Source organism: Pseudomonas canadensis (genome assembly GCF_030980095.1).
In the GTDB taxonomy this organism is placed as follows: Bacteria; Pseudomonadota; Gammaproteobacteria; order Pseudomonadales; family Pseudomonadaceae; genus Aquipseudomonas; species Aquipseudomonas canadensis.
Genome location: NZ_CP133298.1, coordinates 5699358 through 5718741 on the forward strand (window position 1 = coordinate 5699358; position 19384 = coordinate 5718741).

Annotated in this window: 15 protein-coding genes and 1 tRNA gene; 13 read left to right on the forward strand and 3 right to left on the reverse strand. The window is 60.3% G+C overall.

All coding sequences use genetic code 11. The features are described 5' to 3' along the window. Positions 1-20: 20 nt before the first annotated feature. A complete protein-coding gene (locus RB216_RS26605; RefSeq protein WP_028618168.1) occupies positions 21-1250 on the forward strand; it encodes a multifunctional CCA addition/repair protein in 1230 nt (409 codons plus the stop codon). A gap of 57 nt (positions 1251-1307) precedes the next feature. Here the strand turns inward: RB216_RS26605 and folK are convergent, their stop codons facing one another. Both folK and folB read right to left on the reverse strand, forming a co-directional pair. Beyond that, positions 1308-1826 carry a 2-amino-4-hydroxy-6-hydroxymethyldihydropteridine diphosphokinase gene (gene folK / locus RB216_RS26610; RefSeq protein WP_028618169.1) on the reverse strand — a complete coding sequence of 173 codons (519 nt, stop codon included), beginning with the start codon at positions 1824-1826 and terminating at the stop codon, positions 1308-1310. After that, entirely contained in the window at positions 1817-2170 is a 354-nt protein-coding gene (gene folB / locus RB216_RS26615) for a dihydroneopterin aldolase (RefSeq protein ID WP_015886183.1), read from the reverse strand. The genes folK and folB overlap by 10 nt, the downstream gene beginning before the upstream one ends. A 74-nt stretch (positions 2171-2244) precedes the next feature. Here folB and plsY point away from each other — a divergent pair, with 74 nt between their 5' ends. Then, a complete protein-coding gene (plsY, locus tag RB216_RS26620; protein WP_010206988.1) occupies positions 2245-2814 on the forward strand; it encodes a glycerol-3-phosphate 1-O-acyltransferase PlsY in 570 nt (189 codons plus the stop codon). 33 nt (positions 2815-2847) lie between these two features. On the opposite strand, the gene tsaD is transcribed toward plsY, so the two are convergent. Continuing rightward, complete coding sequence (gene tsaD, locus RB216_RS26625; protein WP_028618170.1) at positions 2848-3873, reverse strand: tRNA (adenosine(37)-N6)-threonylcarbamoyltransferase complex transferase subunit TsaD; 1026 nt, start codon at positions 3871-3873, stop codon at positions 2848-2850. A gap of 202 nt (positions 3874-4075) precedes the next feature. On the opposite strand from tsaD, the gene rpsU reads away from it, so the two are divergent. From rpsU to pqqB, 11 genes are all read left to right on the forward strand, one after another. Then, complete coding sequence (gene rpsU, locus RB216_RS26630; RefSeq protein WP_002551877.1) at positions 4076-4291, forward strand: 30S ribosomal protein S21; 216 nt, start codon at positions 4076-4078, stop codon at positions 4289-4291. A gap of 445 nt (positions 4292-4736) precedes the next feature. After that, a complete protein-coding gene (gene dnaG, locus RB216_RS26635) occupies positions 4737-6710 on the forward strand; it encodes a DNA primase (RefSeq protein WP_028618172.1) in 1974 nt (657 codons plus the stop codon). A gap of 67 nt (positions 6711-6777) precedes the next feature. Next, entirely contained in the window at positions 6778-8628 is a 1851-nt protein-coding gene (gene rpoD / locus RB216_RS26640; RefSeq protein ID WP_028618173.1) for an RNA polymerase sigma factor RpoD, read from the forward strand. Positions 8629-8749: 121 nt separating this feature from the next. Further along, positions 8750-12493 carry an EAL domain-containing protein gene (locus RB216_RS26645; protein ID WP_308908063.1) on the forward strand — a complete coding sequence of 1248 codons (3744 nt, stop codon included), beginning with the start codon at positions 8750-8752 and terminating at the stop codon, positions 12491-12493. Between the two features lie 15 nt (positions 12494-12508). Next, positions 12509-12585: transfer RNA gene (locus tag RB216_RS26650), tRNA-Ile, on the forward strand. A gap of 87 nt (positions 12586-12672) precedes the next feature. Beyond that, positions 12673-13119, forward strand: coding sequence for an Lrp/AsnC family transcriptional regulator (locus RB216_RS26655; protein WP_028618175.1), 447 nt, complete (start codon positions 12673-12675; stop codon positions 13117-13119). A 145-nt stretch (positions 13120-13264) separates the two neighbouring features. Next, a complete protein-coding gene (locus RB216_RS26660; protein WP_308908064.1) occupies positions 13265-14968 on the forward strand; it encodes a flavin monoamine oxidase family protein in 1704 nt (567 codons plus the stop codon). 10 nt (positions 14969-14978) lie between these two features. After that, positions 14979-15773, forward strand: a complete 795-nt coding sequence (locus RB216_RS26665) for a carbon-nitrogen hydrolase family protein (RefSeq protein ID WP_099493048.1) — start codon at positions 14979-14981, stop codon at positions 15771-15773. 48 nt (positions 15774-15821) lie between these two features. After that, positions 15822-18164 (forward strand): pyrroloquinoline quinone biosynthesis protein PqqF, encoded by a 2343-nt coding sequence (pqqF, locus tag RB216_RS26670; RefSeq protein WP_308908065.1) that lies wholly within the window; start codon positions 15822-15824, stop codon positions 18162-18164. A gap of 159 nt (positions 18165-18323) precedes the next feature. Beyond that, positions 18324-18398 (forward strand): pyrroloquinoline quinone precursor peptide PqqA, encoded by a 75-nt coding sequence (pqqA, locus tag RB216_RS26675; protein ID WP_003194766.1) that lies wholly within the window; start codon positions 18324-18326, stop codon positions 18396-18398. A gap of 66 nt (positions 18399-18464) precedes the next feature. Beyond that, positions 18465-19376 (forward strand): pyrroloquinoline quinone biosynthesis protein PqqB, encoded by a 912-nt coding sequence (gene pqqB, locus RB216_RS26680; RefSeq protein WP_308908066.1) that lies wholly within the window; start codon positions 18465-18467, stop codon positions 19374-19376. The last annotated feature ends 8 nt before the right edge of the window (positions 19377-19384 follow it).

Below are 19384 nucleotides of genomic sequence, written 5' to 3' on the forward strand. Positions count from 1 at the left end.
CCGCTAATGGAGGCTTTTTCATGAAAATCTACAAAGTCGGCGGTGCGGTGCGAGATCGCCTCTTGGGTATCCCGGTGACCGATATCGACCGCGTCGTGGTGGGCGCGACTGCCGAAGAGATGCTCGCCAAGGGCTACAAGCCGGTGGGTGCTGACTTCCCGGTATTTCTGGACCCAAAAAACGGTGACGAGTACGCCCTCGCCCGTACTGAGCGCAAAAGCGGCCGGGGTTATGGCGGCTTTGTATTTCACGCCAGCCCCGAGGTGACGCTGGAAGAAGACCTGATCCGCCGCGACCTGACAATCAACGCTATGGCGGAAGACGACGACGGTAACTTGACCGACCCTTATCACGGTCAGCGAGATCTTGAAGCCCGCATTCTGCGCCATGTTTCTCCGGCGTTCGCCGAAGATCCCCTGCGAGTACTGCGTGTTGCACGCTTCGCCGCACGTTACGCGGCACTGGGGTTTACCGTCGCACCAGAAACATTTGAACTGATGCGCCAGCTCAGCGAATCCGGCGAACTGGAGGCGCTGACGCCCGAGCGCAGTTGGAAAGAAATTTCCCGCGCACTGATGGAAGACCAACCCGACGTGTTCATTCAGGTACTGCGCGACTGCGATGCGCTGAAAACCTTGATGCCAGAAGTGAATGCCCTGTTCGGCGTCCCACAACCCGAAGCCCATCACCCGGAAATCGACACCGGCATTCACACCTTGAGCGTGCTGGAACAAGCGGCTTTGCATCAGCAGCCCCTTACCGTGCGCTGGGCCTGCCTGCTGCACGACCTGGGCAAAGGCACGACCCCTGTGGATAAGTTGCCGCAGCACATCGCCCATGAACAGCGGGGTTTGGAGCTGATCAAGGCCGTCAATGAACGCTTCAAGGTGCCAAGGGATTGCCAGGAATTGGCGTTGCTGGTGGGCCAGTATCACACCCACGGTCATCGTGCGCTGGAGCTGAAAGCCTCGACGCTGCTGGAGTTGCTGCAAAGTTTCGACGTTTACCGTCGGCCGCAGCGCTTTGAGGAATTCGTGGTCGCTTGCGAAATGGACGCCCGAGGCCGCAAGGGTCTGGAGCAGAGAAGTTATCCACAAGCAGATTACTTGCGTGGGGCCGCGAAGGCAGCTCGCGAAGTGGCCGTTGCACCCTTGCTGGAGAAGGGTTTCAAAGGCCCTGAGCTGGGCGAGGCGCTCAAGCGCGAACGGCTCAAGGCCCTAAAAATCTACAAAGAACACTACGCACTGTAGGAGCCCGGCTTGCCGGCGATAGCGAGCTCAGGAACGCCATCGCCGGCAAGCTAGCTCCTACAGGAGAATGTTCGGCGTGAGTTGCTGGCCCTGCCATTCAAATGCGACAGGCGCCAGCACCTGGTCAATCTGCGCCTCGCGCCACAACTCGGCCAACGTCTTGCCCGCCTCAGGGTGCACTCGCTCAGGCGCCATCAACGACAGCGGCCACAGCACAAAGGCGTTCTTGAGGATTTCTACACGCGGCAGGATCAATCCATCGAAGTTACCCACCAGATCGCCGTACAACAGCACATCGATATCCAGCGGCAGGCCCTTGCGATCCGGCGCGTAGCGACCGTTGTCGGCCTCGATGAATTTCAACCGCCGGTCCAGCTCCATCAGCGGCAGGTCGGTGTAGGCCGACACCACCAGATTAAAGAACGGCCCGCTCTTGATGCCCACCGGCTGGCTTTCAAACACTGCTGAACAGCGCACATCCGTCAAAAAACTCGCCAGCGCATCCAGGCCAGCGCGGAGGTGAGACTCGCGCTCGATATTGCTGCCTAGACCTAGGTAAACCTGAGTTAGCGGCATCCGCGCTCGATCTCCACGCCCACACCTTTGGCAGCCGGAACGGCGCCTGGCTTGGTCAACTTGAGGTGCAACCAGGGAATCTGAAATTCACTCATCAGCACTTCGGCCAACCGTTCGGCAAAGGTTTCCACCAATTGGTACTGGGATTGTTCGGCAAAGGCCTGGATACGCGCGGATACACTGGCGTAATCCAGCGCCAACGTCAGGTCATCACCGGCCGCAGCCGGGCGGTTATCCCAGGCGAAGCTCAGGTCCAGGCGCAAGCATTGACGGATTCCGCGCTCCCAGTCGTAGGCCCCGATCACGGTGTCGACTTCCAGGCCTTCGATAAACACTCTGTCCAAGCACTCTTCTCCGCAGCACGACAAGGGCGCGATGCCCCGTTAGAATCAGGGCGTCCTCGCCCGGAATAGTTAGCATGTTTTGGTCACTGGCGATTTTCGCCTACCTGCTCGGCTCGCTGTCCTTCGCCATTTTGCTCAGCCGCCTGACGGGAAATCCCGACCCGCGAATGAGTGGCTCAGGCAATGCCGGCGCCACCAATATGTTGCGCCTGGCCGGCAAGAAACTCGCCGTACTGACGCTGCTGGGCGACCTCTGCAAGGGCCTGTTGCCCGTGCTGATCGCCAGCCTCGCCGGCCTGACCCTGCAACAGCAGGCCTGGATCGGCGTATGCGCGGTCCTCGGCCACCTGTTTCCCCTGTACTTCCGCTTTCGCGGCGGCAAAGGCGTCGCCACGGCAGCCGGCATGTTGCTCGGGATCTACCCGCCGGCGGCTTTGCTGGCCGTACTCGCCTGGCTGCTGACGTTCTACCTGACCCGCACCAGCTCGCTCGCCGCGTTAATCGCCACCCCGCTCACCCTGCCGCTACTGGCCTGGCAAGAACCGGCGGCACTGCTGCCAATGAGCGTGCTAACACTGCTGATCGTCTGGCGCCACCGGGGCAATTTACGCGACCTGTTTGCCGGGCGCGAACGGCATTTTTAAATACCGTCGATGAGCCCGGCCCACCTTGCAGCCTTACAACGGCGACAACTGCTCCATCGGCCAGCGCGCCTGCACGCTGATTGCCAGGCTTTCATGCTGACCAGCCTGCAGGCGCTGGCAACCGGCATAGGCGATCATCGCGCCGTTGTCGGTGCAGAACTCGGGGCGCGCGTAGAACACGTCGCCCTTCATGTCGCCGAGCATTTTTTCCAGCGAAGTGCGCAAGGCCTTGTTGGCGCTGACGCCGCCTGCGATCACCAGCCGCTTCATGCCTGCCTGTTTCAAGGCGCGCTTGCACTTGATGGTCAAAGTCTCCACCACGGCCTGCTGGAACGCCAGAGCGATGTCGCAACGGGCTTGCTCGCTGTCGTCTCCGGCGCTGACGCTTTGCTGCCAGGTGTTCAGCGCAGAGGTTTTTAAACCGCTGAAGCTGAACATCAGGCCCGGGCGATCGCACATCGGCCGCGGGAAGGTGTAGCGACCGGCAACACCTTTTTCGGCGAGGCGGGCGATTTCCGGACCACCGGGATAATTGAGGCCCATCATCTTCGCGGTCTTGTCGAAGGCTTCGCCGGCAGCGTCGTCCAAGGATTCACCCAAAAGGGTGTATTGGCCGATTCCGTCCACCTGAACCAACTGCGTATGGCCGCCGGAAACCAACAATGCGACGAACGGGAACTCTGGCGGTGTTTTTTCCAGCATCGGTGCCAGTAAATGGCCTTCCATATGGTGCACGCCGAGGGCTGGAATACCCCAGGCAAATGCCAGCGCCTGGGCGCAAGAGGCCCCAACCAGCAGGGCTCCGACCAGTCCGGGGCCTGCGGTGTAGGCGATGGCGTCGATCTCGGTCGGCACGCAGCCAGCCTCATCCAGCACTTGGCGGATCAGGGGCAGCATGCGCTTGACGTGATCACGGCTGGCCAGCTCCGGCACCACGCCACCATAGGCACGGTGCAGGTCGATCTGACTGAACAGTGCATCGGCCAAGAGCCCGCGTTCACTGTCGTAAAGTGCGACACCGGTTTCGTCGCAGGAGGTTTCAAGTCCCAGTACTAGCATGGGTTTGCGCCTTGTAGAGGCTGAATTCGAAGGCGCGCATAATAGTCGCCACTCCCCCTCCCGACTAGCGGTTTTCGATCAGAGGCTTTGCATTCCGGGCAATGAGGGGTTAACATCCGCAACCCTTAAAAACCGACGACCTCAGCCGCGAATTTTTTGCGACGAGAACGTTGATCCCGGTAATGAAAGAAGGTAGCTCTGGATGCCAGCCGTCAAAGTTAAAGAGAACGAACCCTTCGACGTAGCTCTGCGTCGTTTCAAGCGCTCCTGCGAAAAAGCCGGTGTACTGGCTGAAGTTCGTAGCCGCGAATTTTACGAGAAGCCAACTTCTGAGCGTAAGCGTAAAGCAGCAGCCGCTGTTAAGCGTCACGCCAAGAAAGTTCAGCGCGAACAGCGCCGCGCCGTTCGTCTGTACTAATACACAGACGTTCGTAGCAAGCTTCTGCCAAGCCCGGCCCTCAGCCGGGCTAATGGCATTTGCGGATATCGCTTGATGCTTCACTGTTGACGCCGCACACGCGACCGATACAACTGCTTCACACGTCAGGACTGGCTCTTTTGCCAGCGGTGCACGTCTCTTCTGACGAGCCTATCAAGGCTACTGACGAGCACACTTATTCTTCAAACAGGCGATCAACTGTATCGACTGTGCCCGACGACGAGCTTCCGAGGCCGCCATTGGCCAAGACCGGATGCCGGGGCAACATTTCCATGCCAAAAACCTGATTGAAACTAACGTCAGTGAATGAACGGCAGATACACTTCCTGAATGCCCAAGCAGACAACTGATGAACGAGCCACGCACTGCGTGCGCTTGAGCAATCATTGGGCCCTCATTGACACGCAGTGATGACGAGAACGCCATGGCCGGGCTGATTCCCCAGAGCTTTATTGACGACCTTCTGAACCGCACCGACATCGTCGATGTTGTCAGCTCGCGCGTGCAACTGAAAAAAGCCGGCAAAAACTACACCGCCTGCTGCCCGTTCCACAAAGAGAAAACCCCGTCATTCAGCGTCAGCCCCGACAAGCAGTTCTATTACTGCTTCGGCTGCGGCGCAGGCGGCAACGCCCTGGGTTTTCTCATGGACCACGACAACCTGGATTTCCCCCAGGCTATCGAGGACCTGGCAAAAGCCGCGGGCATGGAAGTCCCTCGGGAAGAAAGCGGGCGGCCGCACAAGCCGCGCCAACCTACTGATTCGCCGCTTTACCCGCTACTGACGGCCGCTGCCGACTTTTACCGTCAGGCGCTTAAAAGCCATCCGCAGCGCAAGGCCGCCGTCGACTATTTGAAAGGTCGCGGCCTCACCGGGGAAATCGCCCGGGACTTCGGCCTGGGGTTCGCCCCGCCCGGCTGGGACAACCTGTACAAGCACTTGAGCAGCGACACCCTCCAGCAAAAAGCCATGATCGACGCCGGCCTGCTGGTGGAAAACGCCGAGACCGGCAAACGTTATGACCGCTTCCGCGACCGGGTGATGTTCCCGATCCGCGACAGCCGTGGGCGCATCATCGCCTTTGGTGGCCGAGTACTGGGGGACGACAAACCCAAGTACCTGAACTCCCCGGAAACTCCGGTATTCCATAAGGGGCAGGAGCTCTACGGTCTGTTCGAGGCGCGCAAGAACAACCGCAACCTCGATGAGATCATCGTGGTTGAGGGCTATATGGACGTGATCGCGCTCGCCCAACAGGGCCTGCGCAATGCCGTCGCCACGCTGGGCACCGCGACCAGCGAAGAACACATGAAGCGCCTGTTTCGCGTGGTACCCAGCGTGCTGTTCTGCTTCGACGGCGACCAGGCCGGCCGCAACGCCGCCTGGCGCGCACTCGAGGCCACGCTGTCGAGCCTGCAGGACGGACGTCGCGCACGCTTCCTGTTCCTGCCCGAAGGCGAAGACCCGGATACCCTGGTCCGCTCCGAAGGCACTGACGCCTTCCGCGCGCGCATCAACCAGCATGCACAACCGCTGGCCGACTACTTCTTCCAGCAACTGACCGAAGAAGCCGACCCGCGCTCCCTCGAAGGCAAGGCCCACATGGCCACCCTCGCGGCGCCGCTGATAGACAAGGTTCCCGGCGCCAACCTGAAATCACTGATGCGCATGCGCCTGCAGGAAATCACCGGGTTAAGCGGCGAAGCCGTCAGCCAACTGGTGCACAACGCGCCGCATGACGCACCGCCGCCGACCTACGACCCAGGCATGGATTACGACGCCATGCCGGACTATTCCGACTTCCATCAACCGCAGGAGGCCTACGCGCCCCAGCAGGAATGGACACCGAAAAAGTCTGGCAGCGACGGCAAGAAATGGGAAAAGAAACCCTGGAGCAAGAATGGCAAGCGCGGTGACCGTGACGAGGCTTATGCCCCGCGAACGCCTGTCGCCGTAGAAGCGCCAACGCTCATTGCCCTGCGCACGCTCATCCATCACCCGCAACTGGCGGAAAAGGTCGAGAGTGCTGATCATTTTGCCAATGCGAGCAACACTTACGCCCAGGTATTGATCGCCTTGATCGAGGCGGTACAGAAAAATCCTAAGCTAAACTCAATCCAGTTGATGGCGCGCTGGCACGGCACCGAACAGGGCCGACTATTGAAAGCCCTCGCGGAAAAGGAGTGGCTAATTGACGGCGATAACCTTGAACAACAGTTTTTAGACACCATTACTAGGTTATCCGCGGGTCAGCACACGCAGACCCTCGATGACCTGATCAAGAAAGCAAGGCAGCCGGATTTATCGGCTGAAGAGAAGATTCAGATAGCAAAACAGATGCGCGACCTCTTAAAACAGAACGTTTGCGCATCAAACCCGACCTCAACTGGCGCGTGAGGTCATAGCTCAGGTATAATCCTCGGCTTGTTTTTTGCCCGCCAAGACCTTCAGTGGATAGGGTGTTATGTCCGGAAAAGCGCAACAGCAGTCTCGTATCAAAGAGTTGATCGTTCTCGGTCGTGAGCAGGGTTACCTGACTTACGCGGAGGTCAACGACCACCTGCCTGAGGATATTTCAGATCCAGAGCAGGTGGAAGACATCATCCGCATGATTAACGACATGGGGATCAACGTATTCGAAGCTGCGCCAGATAAGGATTCCCTTATGCTGGCGGACGCCGATACCGACGAGGCTGCCGCTGAAGAAGCGGCCGCCGCGCTGGCTGCTGTGGAGACCGATATCGGTCGTACCACCGACCCTGTGCGCATGTATATGCGTGAAATGGGTACCGTCGAGCTGCTGACACGCGAAGGCGAAATCGAAATCGCCAAGCGTATCGAAGAGGGCATCCGTGAAGTGATGGGCGCAATCGCGCACTTCCCTGGCACGGTTGACCATATTCTCTCCGAGTACACCCGCGTTACCACCGAAGGTGGCCGCCTGTCCGACGTGCTGAGTGGCTACATCGACCCGGACGACGGCATTGCGCCGCCTGCCGCCGAAGTGCCGCCACCAGTCGATGCCAAGGCTGCGAAAGCGGACGACGACTCCGAAGACGACGACGCTGAAGCCAGCGGCGACGACGAAGATGAAGTTGAAAGCGGTCCAGACCCAATCGTCGCTGCCCAGCGTTTCGGTGCGGTTTCCGATCAAATGGAAATCACCCGCAAGGCCCTGAAAAAGCACGGTCGCGCCAACAAGCAGGCAATCGCCGAGCTGCTGGCCCTGGCTGAGCTGTTCATGCCGATCAAGCTGGTGCCGAAGCAATTCGAAGGCCTGGTTGAGCGGGTTCGCAGCGCCCTGGAGCGTCTGCGTGCACAAGAGCGTGCGATCATGCAGCTCTGTGTCCGTGACGCGCGCATGCCGCGTGCCGACTTCCTGCGTCAGTTCCCGAGCAACGAAGTAGATGAAAGCTGGACCGACGCACTGGCCAAGGGCAAGGCGAAATACGCCGAAGCCATTGGTCGCCTGCAGCCGGACATCATCCGTTGCCAGCAAAAGCTGCAAGCATTGGAGACCGAAACCGGTCTGACGATTGCCGAGATCAAGGACATCAACCGTCGCATGTCGATCGGTGAGGCCAAGGCCCGCCGCGCGAAGAAAGAGATGGTTGAAGCGAACTTGCGTCTGGTGATCTCCATCGCCAAGAAGTACACCAACCGTGGCCTGCAATTCCTCGACCTGATCCAGGAAGGCAACATCGGCTTGATGAAGGCTGTGGACAAGTTCGAATACCGTCGTGGTTACAAGTTCTCGACTTATGCCACCTGGTGGATCCGTCAGGCGATCACTCGCTCGATCGCCGACCAGGCCCGCACCATCCGTATTCCGGTGCACATGATCGAGACGATCAACAAGCTCAACCGTATTTCCCGGCAGATGTTGCAGGAAATGGGTCGCGAACCGACCCCGGAAGAGCTGGGCGAACGCATGGAAATGCCTGAGGATAAAATCCGCAAGGTATTGAAGATCGCTAAAGAGCCGATCTCCATGGAAACCCCGATTGGTGATGACGAAGACTCCCACCTGGGTGACTTCATTGAAGACTCGACCATGCAGTCGCCAATCGATGTCGCCACCGTTGAGAGCCTGAAAGAAGCGACTCGCGACGTACTGTCCGGCCTCACTGCCCGTGAAGCCAAGGTACTGCGCATGCGTTTCGGCATCGACATGAATACCGACCACACCCTTGAGGAAGTCGGTAAGCAGTTTGACGTGACCCGTGAGCGGATCCGTCAGATCGAAGCCAAGGCGCTGCGCAAGTTGCGCCACCCGACGCGAAGCGAGCATCTGCGCTCCTTCCTCGACGAGTGATACCAGAACCCCCGGCCCAGGCCGGGGGTTTTGTTTTGTATCGATAAAACCTTGCGCAACACCCCTCCCCCGCAATGCCCGTCTACACTCGAAACATTCCCCGTGCCATAACGAGACCGTTATGCCCAGATTGCCGGCTGTGTTTTTGCTGTGGCTGCTGACCTGGACCGCAACGGCTGGCGCGTTGACTCTTAGCGATGATGAGCGTGACTGGCTGGCGGACCATCAGGAGTTGCGCCTCGGGGTGGATGCGTCATGGCCACCCTTTGAATACCGTGACGAAAGTGGCCGCTACCAAGGCTTGGCGGCAGATTATGTGCGCCTGATCCAGGATCGCCTCGGCGTGCGCGTCAAGTTGATTGAGCCTGCAAACTGGAGTGCGGTCCTGGAGCAGGCCCGCAACAACCAACTCGACCTGCTGCCGGGCATCATGTCTACACCGGAACGCCAGGGCTATATGGCGTTCACCCGGCCTTACCTGGACTTCCCGATCGTTATCCTGGCCCATGAAGGTGGCGCCAAACCGCGCACCCTGAAAGACCTCTACGGCTTGAAGATTGCCGTGGTGGAAAACTACGCCCCCCATGAGCTGCTGCGCACCCATCATCCCGATCTCAACCTGGTGGCCATGCCGAATGTCAGCTCGACGTTGCAAGCCCTGGCCACCGATGAAGTAGATGCAGTGGTCGGCGATCTCGCCTCCAGTGTCTGGAGCCTGCGCCAACTCAAGCTCGATGGCTTGTACGTCAGCGGCGAAACCCCCTACCGCTACCAATTGGCGATGGGCGTACCGCGTGACAATAAAATGCTGGTGGGCATCCTGGACAAGGTGCTCGCCGACCTCAGCCCGCAAGAAACCGATGCCATCCAGCAGCATTGGGTCGGCAGCTTTACCGATCACCGCACCTTCTGGACCGACCTGCTGCTTTACGGCCTGCCTGCCGTGCTGTTGCTGAGCACCGTGTTGGCCGTGGTGATTCGGATCAACCGTCGTCTCAGTTCGGAAATTTCCCGCCGTGTCGCCCTCGAACAGGAGCTGCGCAGCAGCGAGTACCACTATCGCGGTTTAGTGGAGAGCCTGTCCGCCATCGCCTGGGAAGCCAATGTCACCGATTTCACCTACAGCTACGTGTCGCCCCACGCCGAAGAATTGCTGGGCTATCCGCGCGCCCATTGGCTGATCCCGGGGTTCTGGCGCAACATCATTCACCCCGCCGACCTGACCCGCGCCGAAGCCTACTGCTATCGCGAAACCCGCGCCAACCGTGACCACAGCATTGATTACCGAGTGATCACTGCTGACGGCCGTTGCTTGTGGGTGCGCGACATTGTCAGCCTGATCGAACATGGTCATGAGCCGGTTCTGCGCGGCTTGATGATCGATATCAGTGAGGCTAAGCGCACTGAAGAGGCGTTGCAGCTGTCCGAGCAGAAATTCGCCTCGGTGTTCCAGCAATGCCCGGACATGCTGGTGATTGCACGACTGTCTGATGGCTGCCTGCTGGAAGTGAACAAGGCATTCGAAGACCAGATTGGCCTGAAGGCCGAACAGGTCGTTGGTAAAACCGCCACCGAGTTGAATATCTGGGGCATCAAGGGCGTCGGTCCCGACCTGCTGCAACGGGTGCAGACCACTAGCATCCGCAACCTGGAAATGCCCTTTCTGCGCAGCAATGGTCAGGCGTTCACCGGGCTGATCTCCGCCGAGCCGTTCCAACTCGACACCACAGAGGCCATCGTTGTGGTGGTGCGCGACATCACCCAACTCAAGGAAACCCAGCAACAACTGCAAACCTCCGAAGAGAAATTCGCCAAGGCCTTCCACGCCTCCCCCGACGGCTTGCTGCTGAGCCGGCAGCGCGATGGGTTGTTGATTGAAGTGAACGACGGTTTCAGCCGGATCACCGGCTTCACCAGCGTCACCTCTCTCGACCAATCCACCTTGGACCTGGGCATCTGGGTCGACCTCAACGAACGCAAACACATGCTGGAGATGATGCAGCGCGATGGTTTTGTGCGTGACTTCATCTGCCATATACGCCGCAGCGATGGGCAGATCCGCTTGTGCGAGCTGTCCAGCCGCCCGCTACCGATTGGCGATGAAGACTGCATGCTGACCATCGCGCGGGACATCACCGAGCGCCAGCTGATGCAGGAAAAACTGCAACAAGCCGCCACGGTGTTCGAGAGCACCGCCGAAGGCGTGTTGATCACTGACACCCGGCAAAACATCAGCGCCGTCAACCGTGCCTTCACCGAGATCACCGGCTATAGCGAGGCCGAAGCCCTCGGCCACACCCCGCGCCTGCTGGCCTCCGGCCTGCATGACAGCGCCTTCTACGCCTCCATGTGGCACCAGTTGACCGCCCAGGGACACTGGCAAGGCGAGATCTCCAACCGCCGCAAGAACGGCGAGGTGTACCCAAGCTGGTTGACGATCAGTGCCGTGCGCAACCGCCACCAGTTGATCACGCACTTCGTCGCGGTGTTTGCCGACATCTCCAGCCTCAAGCTGGCTCAAGCCCGCCTCGACTACCAGGCGCATCACGACCCGTTGACCGGCCTGCCCAACCGCACGCTGTTCGAAAGCCGACTGCAAGCGGCCCTCAACGGGCACCAAGAAACGGGCAAACAAGGCGCCGTGCTGTTTCTCGACCTGGACCGCTTCAAACACATCAACGACAGCCTCGGCCATCCGATCGGCGACTTGCTACTCAAAGACATCGCCGTGCGCCTCAAGGAACAACTGCGCGACATCGACACCGTAGCCCGCCTGGGCGGTGACGAATTCATCATCCTGCTCCCCGGCCTGCAGCACGCCAGCGACGCCCAGTACCTGGCCAATAAACTGCTGGCCTGCTTCACACCCCCATTCCAGGCCGGTGAGCACGAGTTTTTTATCAGTGCCAGCATCGGCACCAGCCTCTACCCCGAGGACGGCACCGACGTCGCCACCCTGGTCAAGAACGCCGACGCGGCGATGTATCGCTCAAAGGCCAAGGGCCGTAACCGGGTCGAAAGCTATACCCGCGACCTGACTGCCCAGGCCAACGAACGCGTGGCACTGGAGCACGAACTGCGCCGCGCCATCGAGCGCGATGAGCTGAGCCTCTACTACCAACCCAAGCTGAGCCTGATGACCCACGAACTGATCGGCGCCGAAGCCCTGATACGCTGGCGCCACCCCACCTTTGGCGACGTGCCCCCCGAACACTTCATCGCCCTGGCCGAAGAAAACGGCATGATCCTGCAGATTGGCGACTGGGTGCTGGAACAAGCCTGCCGGCAAATACACGCCTGGCAAGGCCACTTCGACGATTTCGGCCCGCTGTCGGTCAACCTGGCCGGCGCACAATTACGTCACCCCGGCTTATTGGGCCGCATCAAACAGCTGCTGCATGACTACCAGCTCGACCCCGGTCGCCTGCAACTGGAGATCACCGAAAACTTCATCATGAGCCAGGCCGAAGAAGCGCTGGAGGTGTTGCACCAGCTCAAAGAACTCGGCGTACAGCTTGCCATTGACGACTTTGGCACCGGCTATTCATCCCTCAGCTACCTCAAGCGCCTGCCCCTGGACTTCCTCAAGATCGACCAATCCTTCGTCCGCGGCCTGCCCGACGACCCCCACGACGCCGCCATCGTCCGCGCCATCATCGCCCTGGGCCACAGCATGCAATTCACCATCATCGCCGAAGGCGTGGAGAATCCCGCACAGCAAGCTTTCCTGGCCGCTGAAGGCTGCGAACAGATGCAAGGCTACATCGTCAGCCTGCCGCTACCGCCGGAGCTTTTTGCTGCTACGTTTCTTCGTATGCGCATTGAGGATTATTCGGATGGCACAGCGGGGAAACCATCGTTATAATCCGCGACCTACTGAGGGCCTATAGCTCAGTTGGTCAGAGCAGAGGACTCATAATCCTTTGGTCCACGGTTCAAGTCCGTGTGGGCCCACCAAACAAGAAAGCCGCGCATTGCGCGGCTTTCGTGTGTCTGCAAGGCTGTAATATGCTTCCCGCCCCCGCCCATACTCTGGAGCCCACCTTGCCCGCCCTAGATGAAATCGACCGCCAACTGATCGCCGCCCTGCAGCTCAACGCCCGCGAAAGCGTGGCCATGCTCGCCCGGCAGTTGGGCATCGCGCGCACTACCGTGACGTCGCGCCTCGCGCGCCTGGAGAAAACCCAGGTAATTACCGGTTATGGCGTGCGTCTCGGGCAGCGTGTGGTCGAGGGTGGTTTGCAGGCGTATGTCGGCATCACCGTGCAGGCGCGCTCGGGCAAGGAAGTGCTGCGCCGACTCAGTGCGATGGCGCAGGTGCAACAATTGTGCGCGGTGAGTGGCGAGTTCGATTACGTCGCATGGCTGCGCACCGATTCGCCGGAACAGTTGGACCAATTGCTCGATCAGATCGGCAGCGTCGACGGCGTGGAGAAAACCACCACTTCGATCATCCTCAGTAACAAATTGGATCGCGGACAACCAATCTGATCACCGATCTCGTCACTCTGACTAAAAACAAAGCAATTTGACGACACTTTGCGTCTTATTAACGAACGCTACGCTCTCTAAACTGGCTGCCATCTTTTCCTATACTCAGCGGGTCACGCCCGCCTAGTCGCCAGTAAGGTCAGCCATGAGCATTCCGTCCAGCACCCTCAGCAAGACCAATCGCCACCCCGCCGACGGTAAGAAGCCCATCACCATCTTTGGCCCGGACTTCCCGTTCGCCTTCGATGACTGGATTGAACACCCGGCCGGCCTGGGTAGTATTCCTGCGGCCAACCACGGTGCCGAAGTGGCGATCGTCGGCGCCGGGATCGCGGGCCTGGTGGCCGCCTACGAGCTGATGAAGCTCGGCCTCAAGCCGGTGGTGTACGAAGCCTCGAAAATGGGCGGACGCCTGCGTTCCCAAGCCTTCGAAGGTGCCGAAGGCATCATTGCCGAGCTGGGTGGCATGCGCTTTCCAGTGTCGTCCACCGCGTTCTACCACTACGTGGACAAGCTCGGACTGGAAACCAAACCCTTCCCCAACCCACTGACCCCGGCGTCCGGCAGCACGGTCATCGACCTTGAAGGCCAGACCCACTACGCGCAAAAACTCTCTGACTTGCCGGTGCTGTTCCAGGAAGTGGCCGACGCCTGGGCCGATGCTCTGGAAGCCGGCTCGCAGTTCGGTGATATCCAGCAAGCCATCCGCGACCGTGACGTGCCGCGCCTCAAGGCGCTGTGGAACAAGCTCGTGCCGCTGTGGGATGACCGCACCTTCTACGATTTCGTCGCCACCTCCAAGGCATTTGCCAAATTGTCCTTCCATCACCGCGAAGTGTTTGGCCAGGTCGGTTTCGGCACTGGCGGCTGGGACTCGGACTTCCCCAACTCCATGCTGGAAATCTTCCGTGTGGTGATGACCAACTGCGATGACCACCAACATCTGGTGGTCGGCGGCGTGGCTCAGGTGCCAATGGGTATCTGGCGTCATGTGCCGGAGCGCTGCGCCCACTGGCCGGCCGGCACCAGCCTGAGTTCGCTGCATCGCGGTGCGCCAAGAGCCGGGGTGAAGCGCATCGCCCATGCCGCCGATGGCCGTTTCGCCGTCACCGACAACTATGGCGACACACGCGAATACGCCGCGGTACTGACCACCTGCCAAAGCTGGCTGCTGACCACCCAGATCGAATGCGACGAAACCCTGTTCTCGCAAAAAATGTGGATGGCCCTGGACCGCACGCGCTACATGCAATCGTCGAAAACCTTCGTGATGGTCGACCGGCCGTTCTGGAAAGACAAAGACCCGGAGACCGGTCGCGACCTGATGAGCATGACCCTCACCGACCGCCTGACCCGTGGCACCTACCTGTTCGATAACGGCGACGACAAGCCGGGGGTGATCTGCTTGTCGTACTCGTGGATGAGCGACGCGCTGAAAATGCTGCCGCAGCCCATCGATAAGCGTGTGAAGCTGGCCCTCGACGCCCTCAAAAAGATCTACCCGAAAGTCGATATCAAGGCGCGCATCATCGGCGACCCGATCACCGTGTCATGGGAAGCCGACCCGCATTTCCTCGGGGCCTTCAAGGGCGCGCTGCCCGGCCACTATCGCTACAACCAGCGCATGTATGCGCACTTTATGCAGAAGGACATGCCCGCCGAACAACGTGGGATTTTCATTGCCGGTGATGATGTGTCCTGGACCCCAGCCTGGGTCGAAGGCGCCGTGCAGACCTCGCTGAACGCGGTGTGGGGCATCATGACCCACTTCGGTGGCAGCACTCACCCGGAGAACCCAGGGCCGGGTGACGTATTCGATGAAATCGGGCCGATCGCCCTGGCCGATTAAGGAGTTGAACATGCGTGTCGCCCTGTACCAATGCCCACCGCTGCCTTTAGATGTGGCCGGCAACCTCAAGCGCCTGCATCAACTGGCGCATGAGGCGTCCGGCGCCGATGTGCTGGTGCTGCCGGAGATGTTCCTGAGCGGCTACAACATCGGCGCCGAAGCCGTTGGCGCCTTGGCCGAGGCACAGGACGGGCCGTCAGCGCAGGCGATTGGCGAACTGGCCAAAAGCGCCGGGCTGGCGATTCTCTACGGCTACCCGGAACGGGCCGAGGATGGCCAGATCTACAACGCCGTGCAGTTGATCGACGCCCACGGCCAGCGTGTGTGCAACTACCGTAAGACGCACCTGTTTGGTGATCTGGACCATTCGATGTTCAGCGCCGGCGACGATGATTTCCCACTGGTGGAGCTCAACGGCTGGAAGCTGGGTTTCCTGATCTGTTACGACCTGGAGTTCCCGGAAAACACCCGGCGCCTGGCCCTGGCCGGTGCCGAGCTGATCCTGGTGCCCACCGCCAACATGGTGCCATTTGACTTTGTCGCCGACGTCACCGTGCGGGCACGGGCCTTTGAAAACCAATGTTATGTGGCCTACGCCAACTATTGCGGGCACGAAGGCGAGATCCAGTACTGCGGGCAAAGCAGCATCGCCGCGCCGAATGGCCAGCGCATTGCCCAGGCGGGCCTGGATGAAGCCTTGATCGTCGGGGAGCTGGATCGTCAGTCGATCCTGGATGCCCGTGCCGCCAATCACTACTTGCAGGACCGTCGCCCCGAGCTGTATGGCGCGCTGCACAAGCCCTGATCCAGCCGGTTTGTTAGCATAGGCACATTCTACGTTTCGGAAGTGCCCATGCTTGCGCCGGCCCACCCTCATTCTCTTCACCTGACCCTGGCTAACGGCTTGCGGGTTTCCTTGCAGCATGCGCCGCGTTTGAAGCGGTGCGCAGCAGTGCTAAGGGTGGCGGCCGGCAGCCATGACGTGCCGATGGAGTGGCCAGGGCTGGCGCATTTCCTCGAGCATCTGTTGTTCCTCGGCACCGAACGTTTTCCCACGGACGAAGGGTTGATGGCCTACGTGCAACGCCATGGGGGCCAGGTCAATGCCAGCACCCGTGAGCGCACTACGGATTTCTTCTTTGAACTGCCGGTCGCAACGTTTGCCGGTGGACTGGAGCGGTTGGTGGACATGCTGACCCACCCACGCCTGGCCCTGGAGGATCAGCTGCGCGAGCGCGAAGTGCTGCACGCCGAGTATGTCGCCTGGGCCCAGGATGCCAAGGCACAGCAGCAGGTCGCGTTGCTGGAGGGGCTTGCGGCTGACCACCCGCTGCGGGGTTTTCATGCGGGCAACCGCGATAGCCTGCCGGTGGAGCGTGAGGCATTTCAGCAGGCGTTGAGTGAATTCCACGCGCAGTTCTATCAGAGCGGGCAGATGACATTGAGCCTGGCGGGCCCGCAATCACTGGAAGAACTGGAAACCTTGGCGCAACGATTCAGTGAACAGCTGAGTTCTGGACCTCTGCGCCCACAATCCGCCCCGCCAGCGTTGATGCAGGGTGATGCGCAGAGCTATCAGCACATCACCCTGCATCACCTGCACCACGTCATGACCTGTGATGCGCCACGCAAAGCACTGGAGTTTCTCTGCACCTGGCTCAACGCCTCGGGACCCGGCGGGTTGCTGGCTGAACTGAAAGCGCGGCAACTGGCGAGTGCACTGCAGGCGTCAGTGCTTTATCAGTTCGCCGGGCAAGCCGTGTTGGATATCGACTTCACCATCCAAGCTGAATCAGCCACGCAGATCGAGGCGTTGCTGCACGACTGGCTGAGCTTTTTCGCACACAGCGACTGGACTTCATTGCGTGAAGAGTTCGCGCTGCTGGCCGCTCGTCAACAGCAGGTCCAAGGCGCCCTTGCGTTGGCCCGGAACGACAGCCAAGACCTATCGGAACAGGACGTTGTCGCCCTCAAGGCCATGCTTGATTCGCTGCACCTGCCAGAATCCACACACACTTGGCAGTTGCCGCCAAACAACCCGTTCCTGCGCCCACCGGCCAAGGAAGAACGCGCCGGCCTGATTCGCGGCCAGACCAGCGCTCACCGTGGCTTGCGCACCTTTGCCCAGGATCGCTCCCGTGGACGTAGGGAAGTGTCGGCGCTGACCTTCAGTCAGGCATTGGCAGGCGATGGCGATGAAGGCGCGCTGTATCTGCAATGGCGATCAGCCCCTTCCGGCCTGGAAAACGCTTTGCAGCCGTTGCGCGAGCATGCCGGTCAGGCAGGCGTCGAATTGTCGTTCGAAAGCCTGGGCCAAGACTGGCGGGTGAAAATGATTGGGCTATTGGAGCCCATGCCAGCCGTGTTGGACGTGTTGGCCAAAGGCCTGAATGAACCGCAAGAGGCTCAGCCCGACTCACCGCAGATGATTGCCATCCGAGAATTGCTCAAGGCCCTGCCCGCTTGCTGCAACGGCCACAATCCCGAATCGGCATCCTGGTCCACTGCGCACTGGCAAGGCCTGGGACTGGGTTTCTCCGCAGCGCATGAAGCCGCGATCAAGTCCGCAGCGGCCCGTCTGCCCGGGCAACCCGCAAATCTTAATCACCGCGCGCCGTCCCTCAGCGGTCAACGTATCTGGCACGCGATAAAAACCGACTCTGACGAAGCCGCATTGCTGCTGTTTTGCCCAACGCCGAGTCAATCCCTGGCGGACGAAGCCGCTTGGCGACTGCTTGGCCATCTGATCCAAGGCCCGTTCTACCAGCGCCTGCGCGTTGAGCTGCAAATCGGCTACGCCGTGTTCAGCGGTATCCGACAGATCAATGGCCAGACCGGCCTGCTATTCGGCGTGCAATCCCCCAGCGTGTCGCTGGAAGTCATCGTTGATCACCTGCAAGTATTCCTGAACCAACTGCCGGCACTGATCGATAGCAACGACGACTTGGGCAACACGGCTTTGGCGCAGCAATTCTCAGCACAGACACTGCCCAATGCCCAAGCCGCCGAATTGTTATGGCACGCCCATCTGGCGGGCCACTCGTCGGGTTACCTGGCTGACCTTCAATCCCACATCCAAGCCTGCACCCGCGACGCAGTGCAGCTTGCCGCCCAACAACTGAACGACGCCGCAGGCGGCTGGCGTTGCGTGGCCAACGGCCCGCGCATCTCGGAAATCTGGCATGCGGCAGACTGATCATTGCCGCCCCTGCAAAAGGCTTTTTCCACCAAGACAGCGCTAACTTGAAAAGAATTGCGTAACATTCATACGCACACATCTGAACATCTCCGATTGGAGGTGGACTATATGTATTCCTTGGTAGTAAACGTCCCATCCCTTCGTAGGAGTAAGAATATGACCTGGTCCAAACCTGCTTACACTGATCTGCGCATCGGCTTCGAAGTCACCATGTACTTCGCCAGCCGTTAATCCGCTGGGAAATACAACGCCTCGGTTCGCCCGGGGCGTTTTTGTTTTGAGCTTGATGGAGCTGCCATGTTTGTCCAGATTCTAGGTTCCGCCGCCGGCGGTGGTTTCCCGCAGTGGAACTGCAACTGCCTGAACTGCGCCGGTTTTCGTGATGGCAGCCTGCGGGCCCAGGCGCGCACCCAGTCGTCCATCGCGATCTCCGACGATGGCGTGAACTGGGTGCTGTGCAACGCCTCGCCGGATATCCGCGCGCAACTCCAGGGCTTTGCACCGATGCAGCCCGGCCGCGCCCTGCGGGACACCGGCATCAGCGCGATCATCTTGATGGACAGCCAGATCGACCATACCACCGGCCTGTTGAGCCTGCGCGAAGGCTGCCCGCACCAAGTGTGGTGTACCGACATGGTCCATGAAGACCTGAGCACCGGCTTCCCGCTGTTCACCATGCTCACCCACTGGAACGGCGGCCTGGCTTGGAACCGCATCGAGCTGGACGCCAGCTTCAGCATCCCGGCCTGCCCCAACCTGCGCTTCACCCCACTGCCACTGCGCAGTGCCGCGCCGCCCTACTCGCCGCACCGCTTCGACCCGCACCCCGGCGATAACATCGGCCTGATCGTCGAAGACCTGCGCACCGGCGGCAAACTCTTCTACGCGCCAGGCCTGGGCAAGGTCGACGCGCCGCTGCTGGAGATCATGGCCGGTAGCGACTGTCTGCTGGTGGACGGCACGATGTGGGATGACGATGAAATGCAGCGCCGTGGCGTCGGCACCCGCACTGGCCGCGAGATGGGCCACCTGGCGCAAAACGGCCCCGGCGGCATGCTGGAAGTGCTGGAACAGTTGCCCAAGCAGCGCAAAGTACTTATCCACATCAACAACACCAACCCGATCCTCGATGAAGACTCCGCCGAGCGAGCGGAACTGGTGCGGCGCAATGTCGAAGTGGCTTACGACGGCATGAGCATTGAATTGTAGGAGCGATC

Bases quoted from the DNA above. Each gene is read 5' to 3' on its own strand.
- RB216_RS26605 (WP_028618168.1), top strand. From the start codon at position 21: ATGAAAATCTACAAAGTCGGCGGTGCGGTGCGAGATCGCCTCTTGGGT.
- folK (WP_028618169.1), bottom strand. From the start codon at position 1,826: ATGCCGCTAACTCAGGTTTACCTAGGTCTAGGCAGCAATATCGAGCGC.
- plsY (WP_010206988.1), top strand. From the start codon at position 2,245: ATGTTTTGGTCACTGGCGATTTTCGCCTACCTGCTCGGCTCGCTGTCC.
- tsaD (WP_028618170.1), bottom strand. From the start codon at position 3,873: ATGCTAGTACTGGGACTTGAAACCTCCTGCGACGAAACCGGTGTCGCA.
- rpsU (WP_002551877.1), top strand. From the start codon at position 4,076: ATGCCAGCCGTCAAAGTTAAAGAGAACGAACCCTTCGACGTAGCTCTG.
- dnaG (WP_028618172.1), top strand. From the start codon at position 4,737: ATGGCCGGGCTGATTCCCCAGAGCTTTATTGACGACCTTCTGAACCGC.
- rpoD (WP_028618173.1), top strand. From the start codon at position 6,778: ATGTCCGGAAAAGCGCAACAGCAGTCTCGTATCAAAGAGTTGATCGTT.
- RB216_RS26645 (WP_308908063.1), top strand. From the start codon at position 8,750: ATGCCCAGATTGCCGGCTGTGTTTTTGCTGTGGCTGCTGACCTGGACC.
- RB216_RS26660 (WP_308908064.1), top strand. From the start codon at position 13,265: ATGAGCATTCCGTCCAGCACCCTCAGCAAGACCAATCGCCACCCCGCC.
- RB216_RS26665 (WP_099493048.1), top strand. From the start codon at position 14,979: ATGCGTGTCGCCCTGTACCAATGCCCACCGCTGCCTTTAGATGTGGCC.
- pqqF (WP_308908065.1), top strand. From the start codon at position 15,822: ATGCTTGCGCCGGCCCACCCTCATTCTCTTCACCTGACCCTGGCTAAC.
- pqqB (WP_308908066.1), top strand. From the start codon at position 18,465: ATGTTTGTCCAGATTCTAGGTTCCGCCGCCGGCGGTGGTTTCCCGCAG.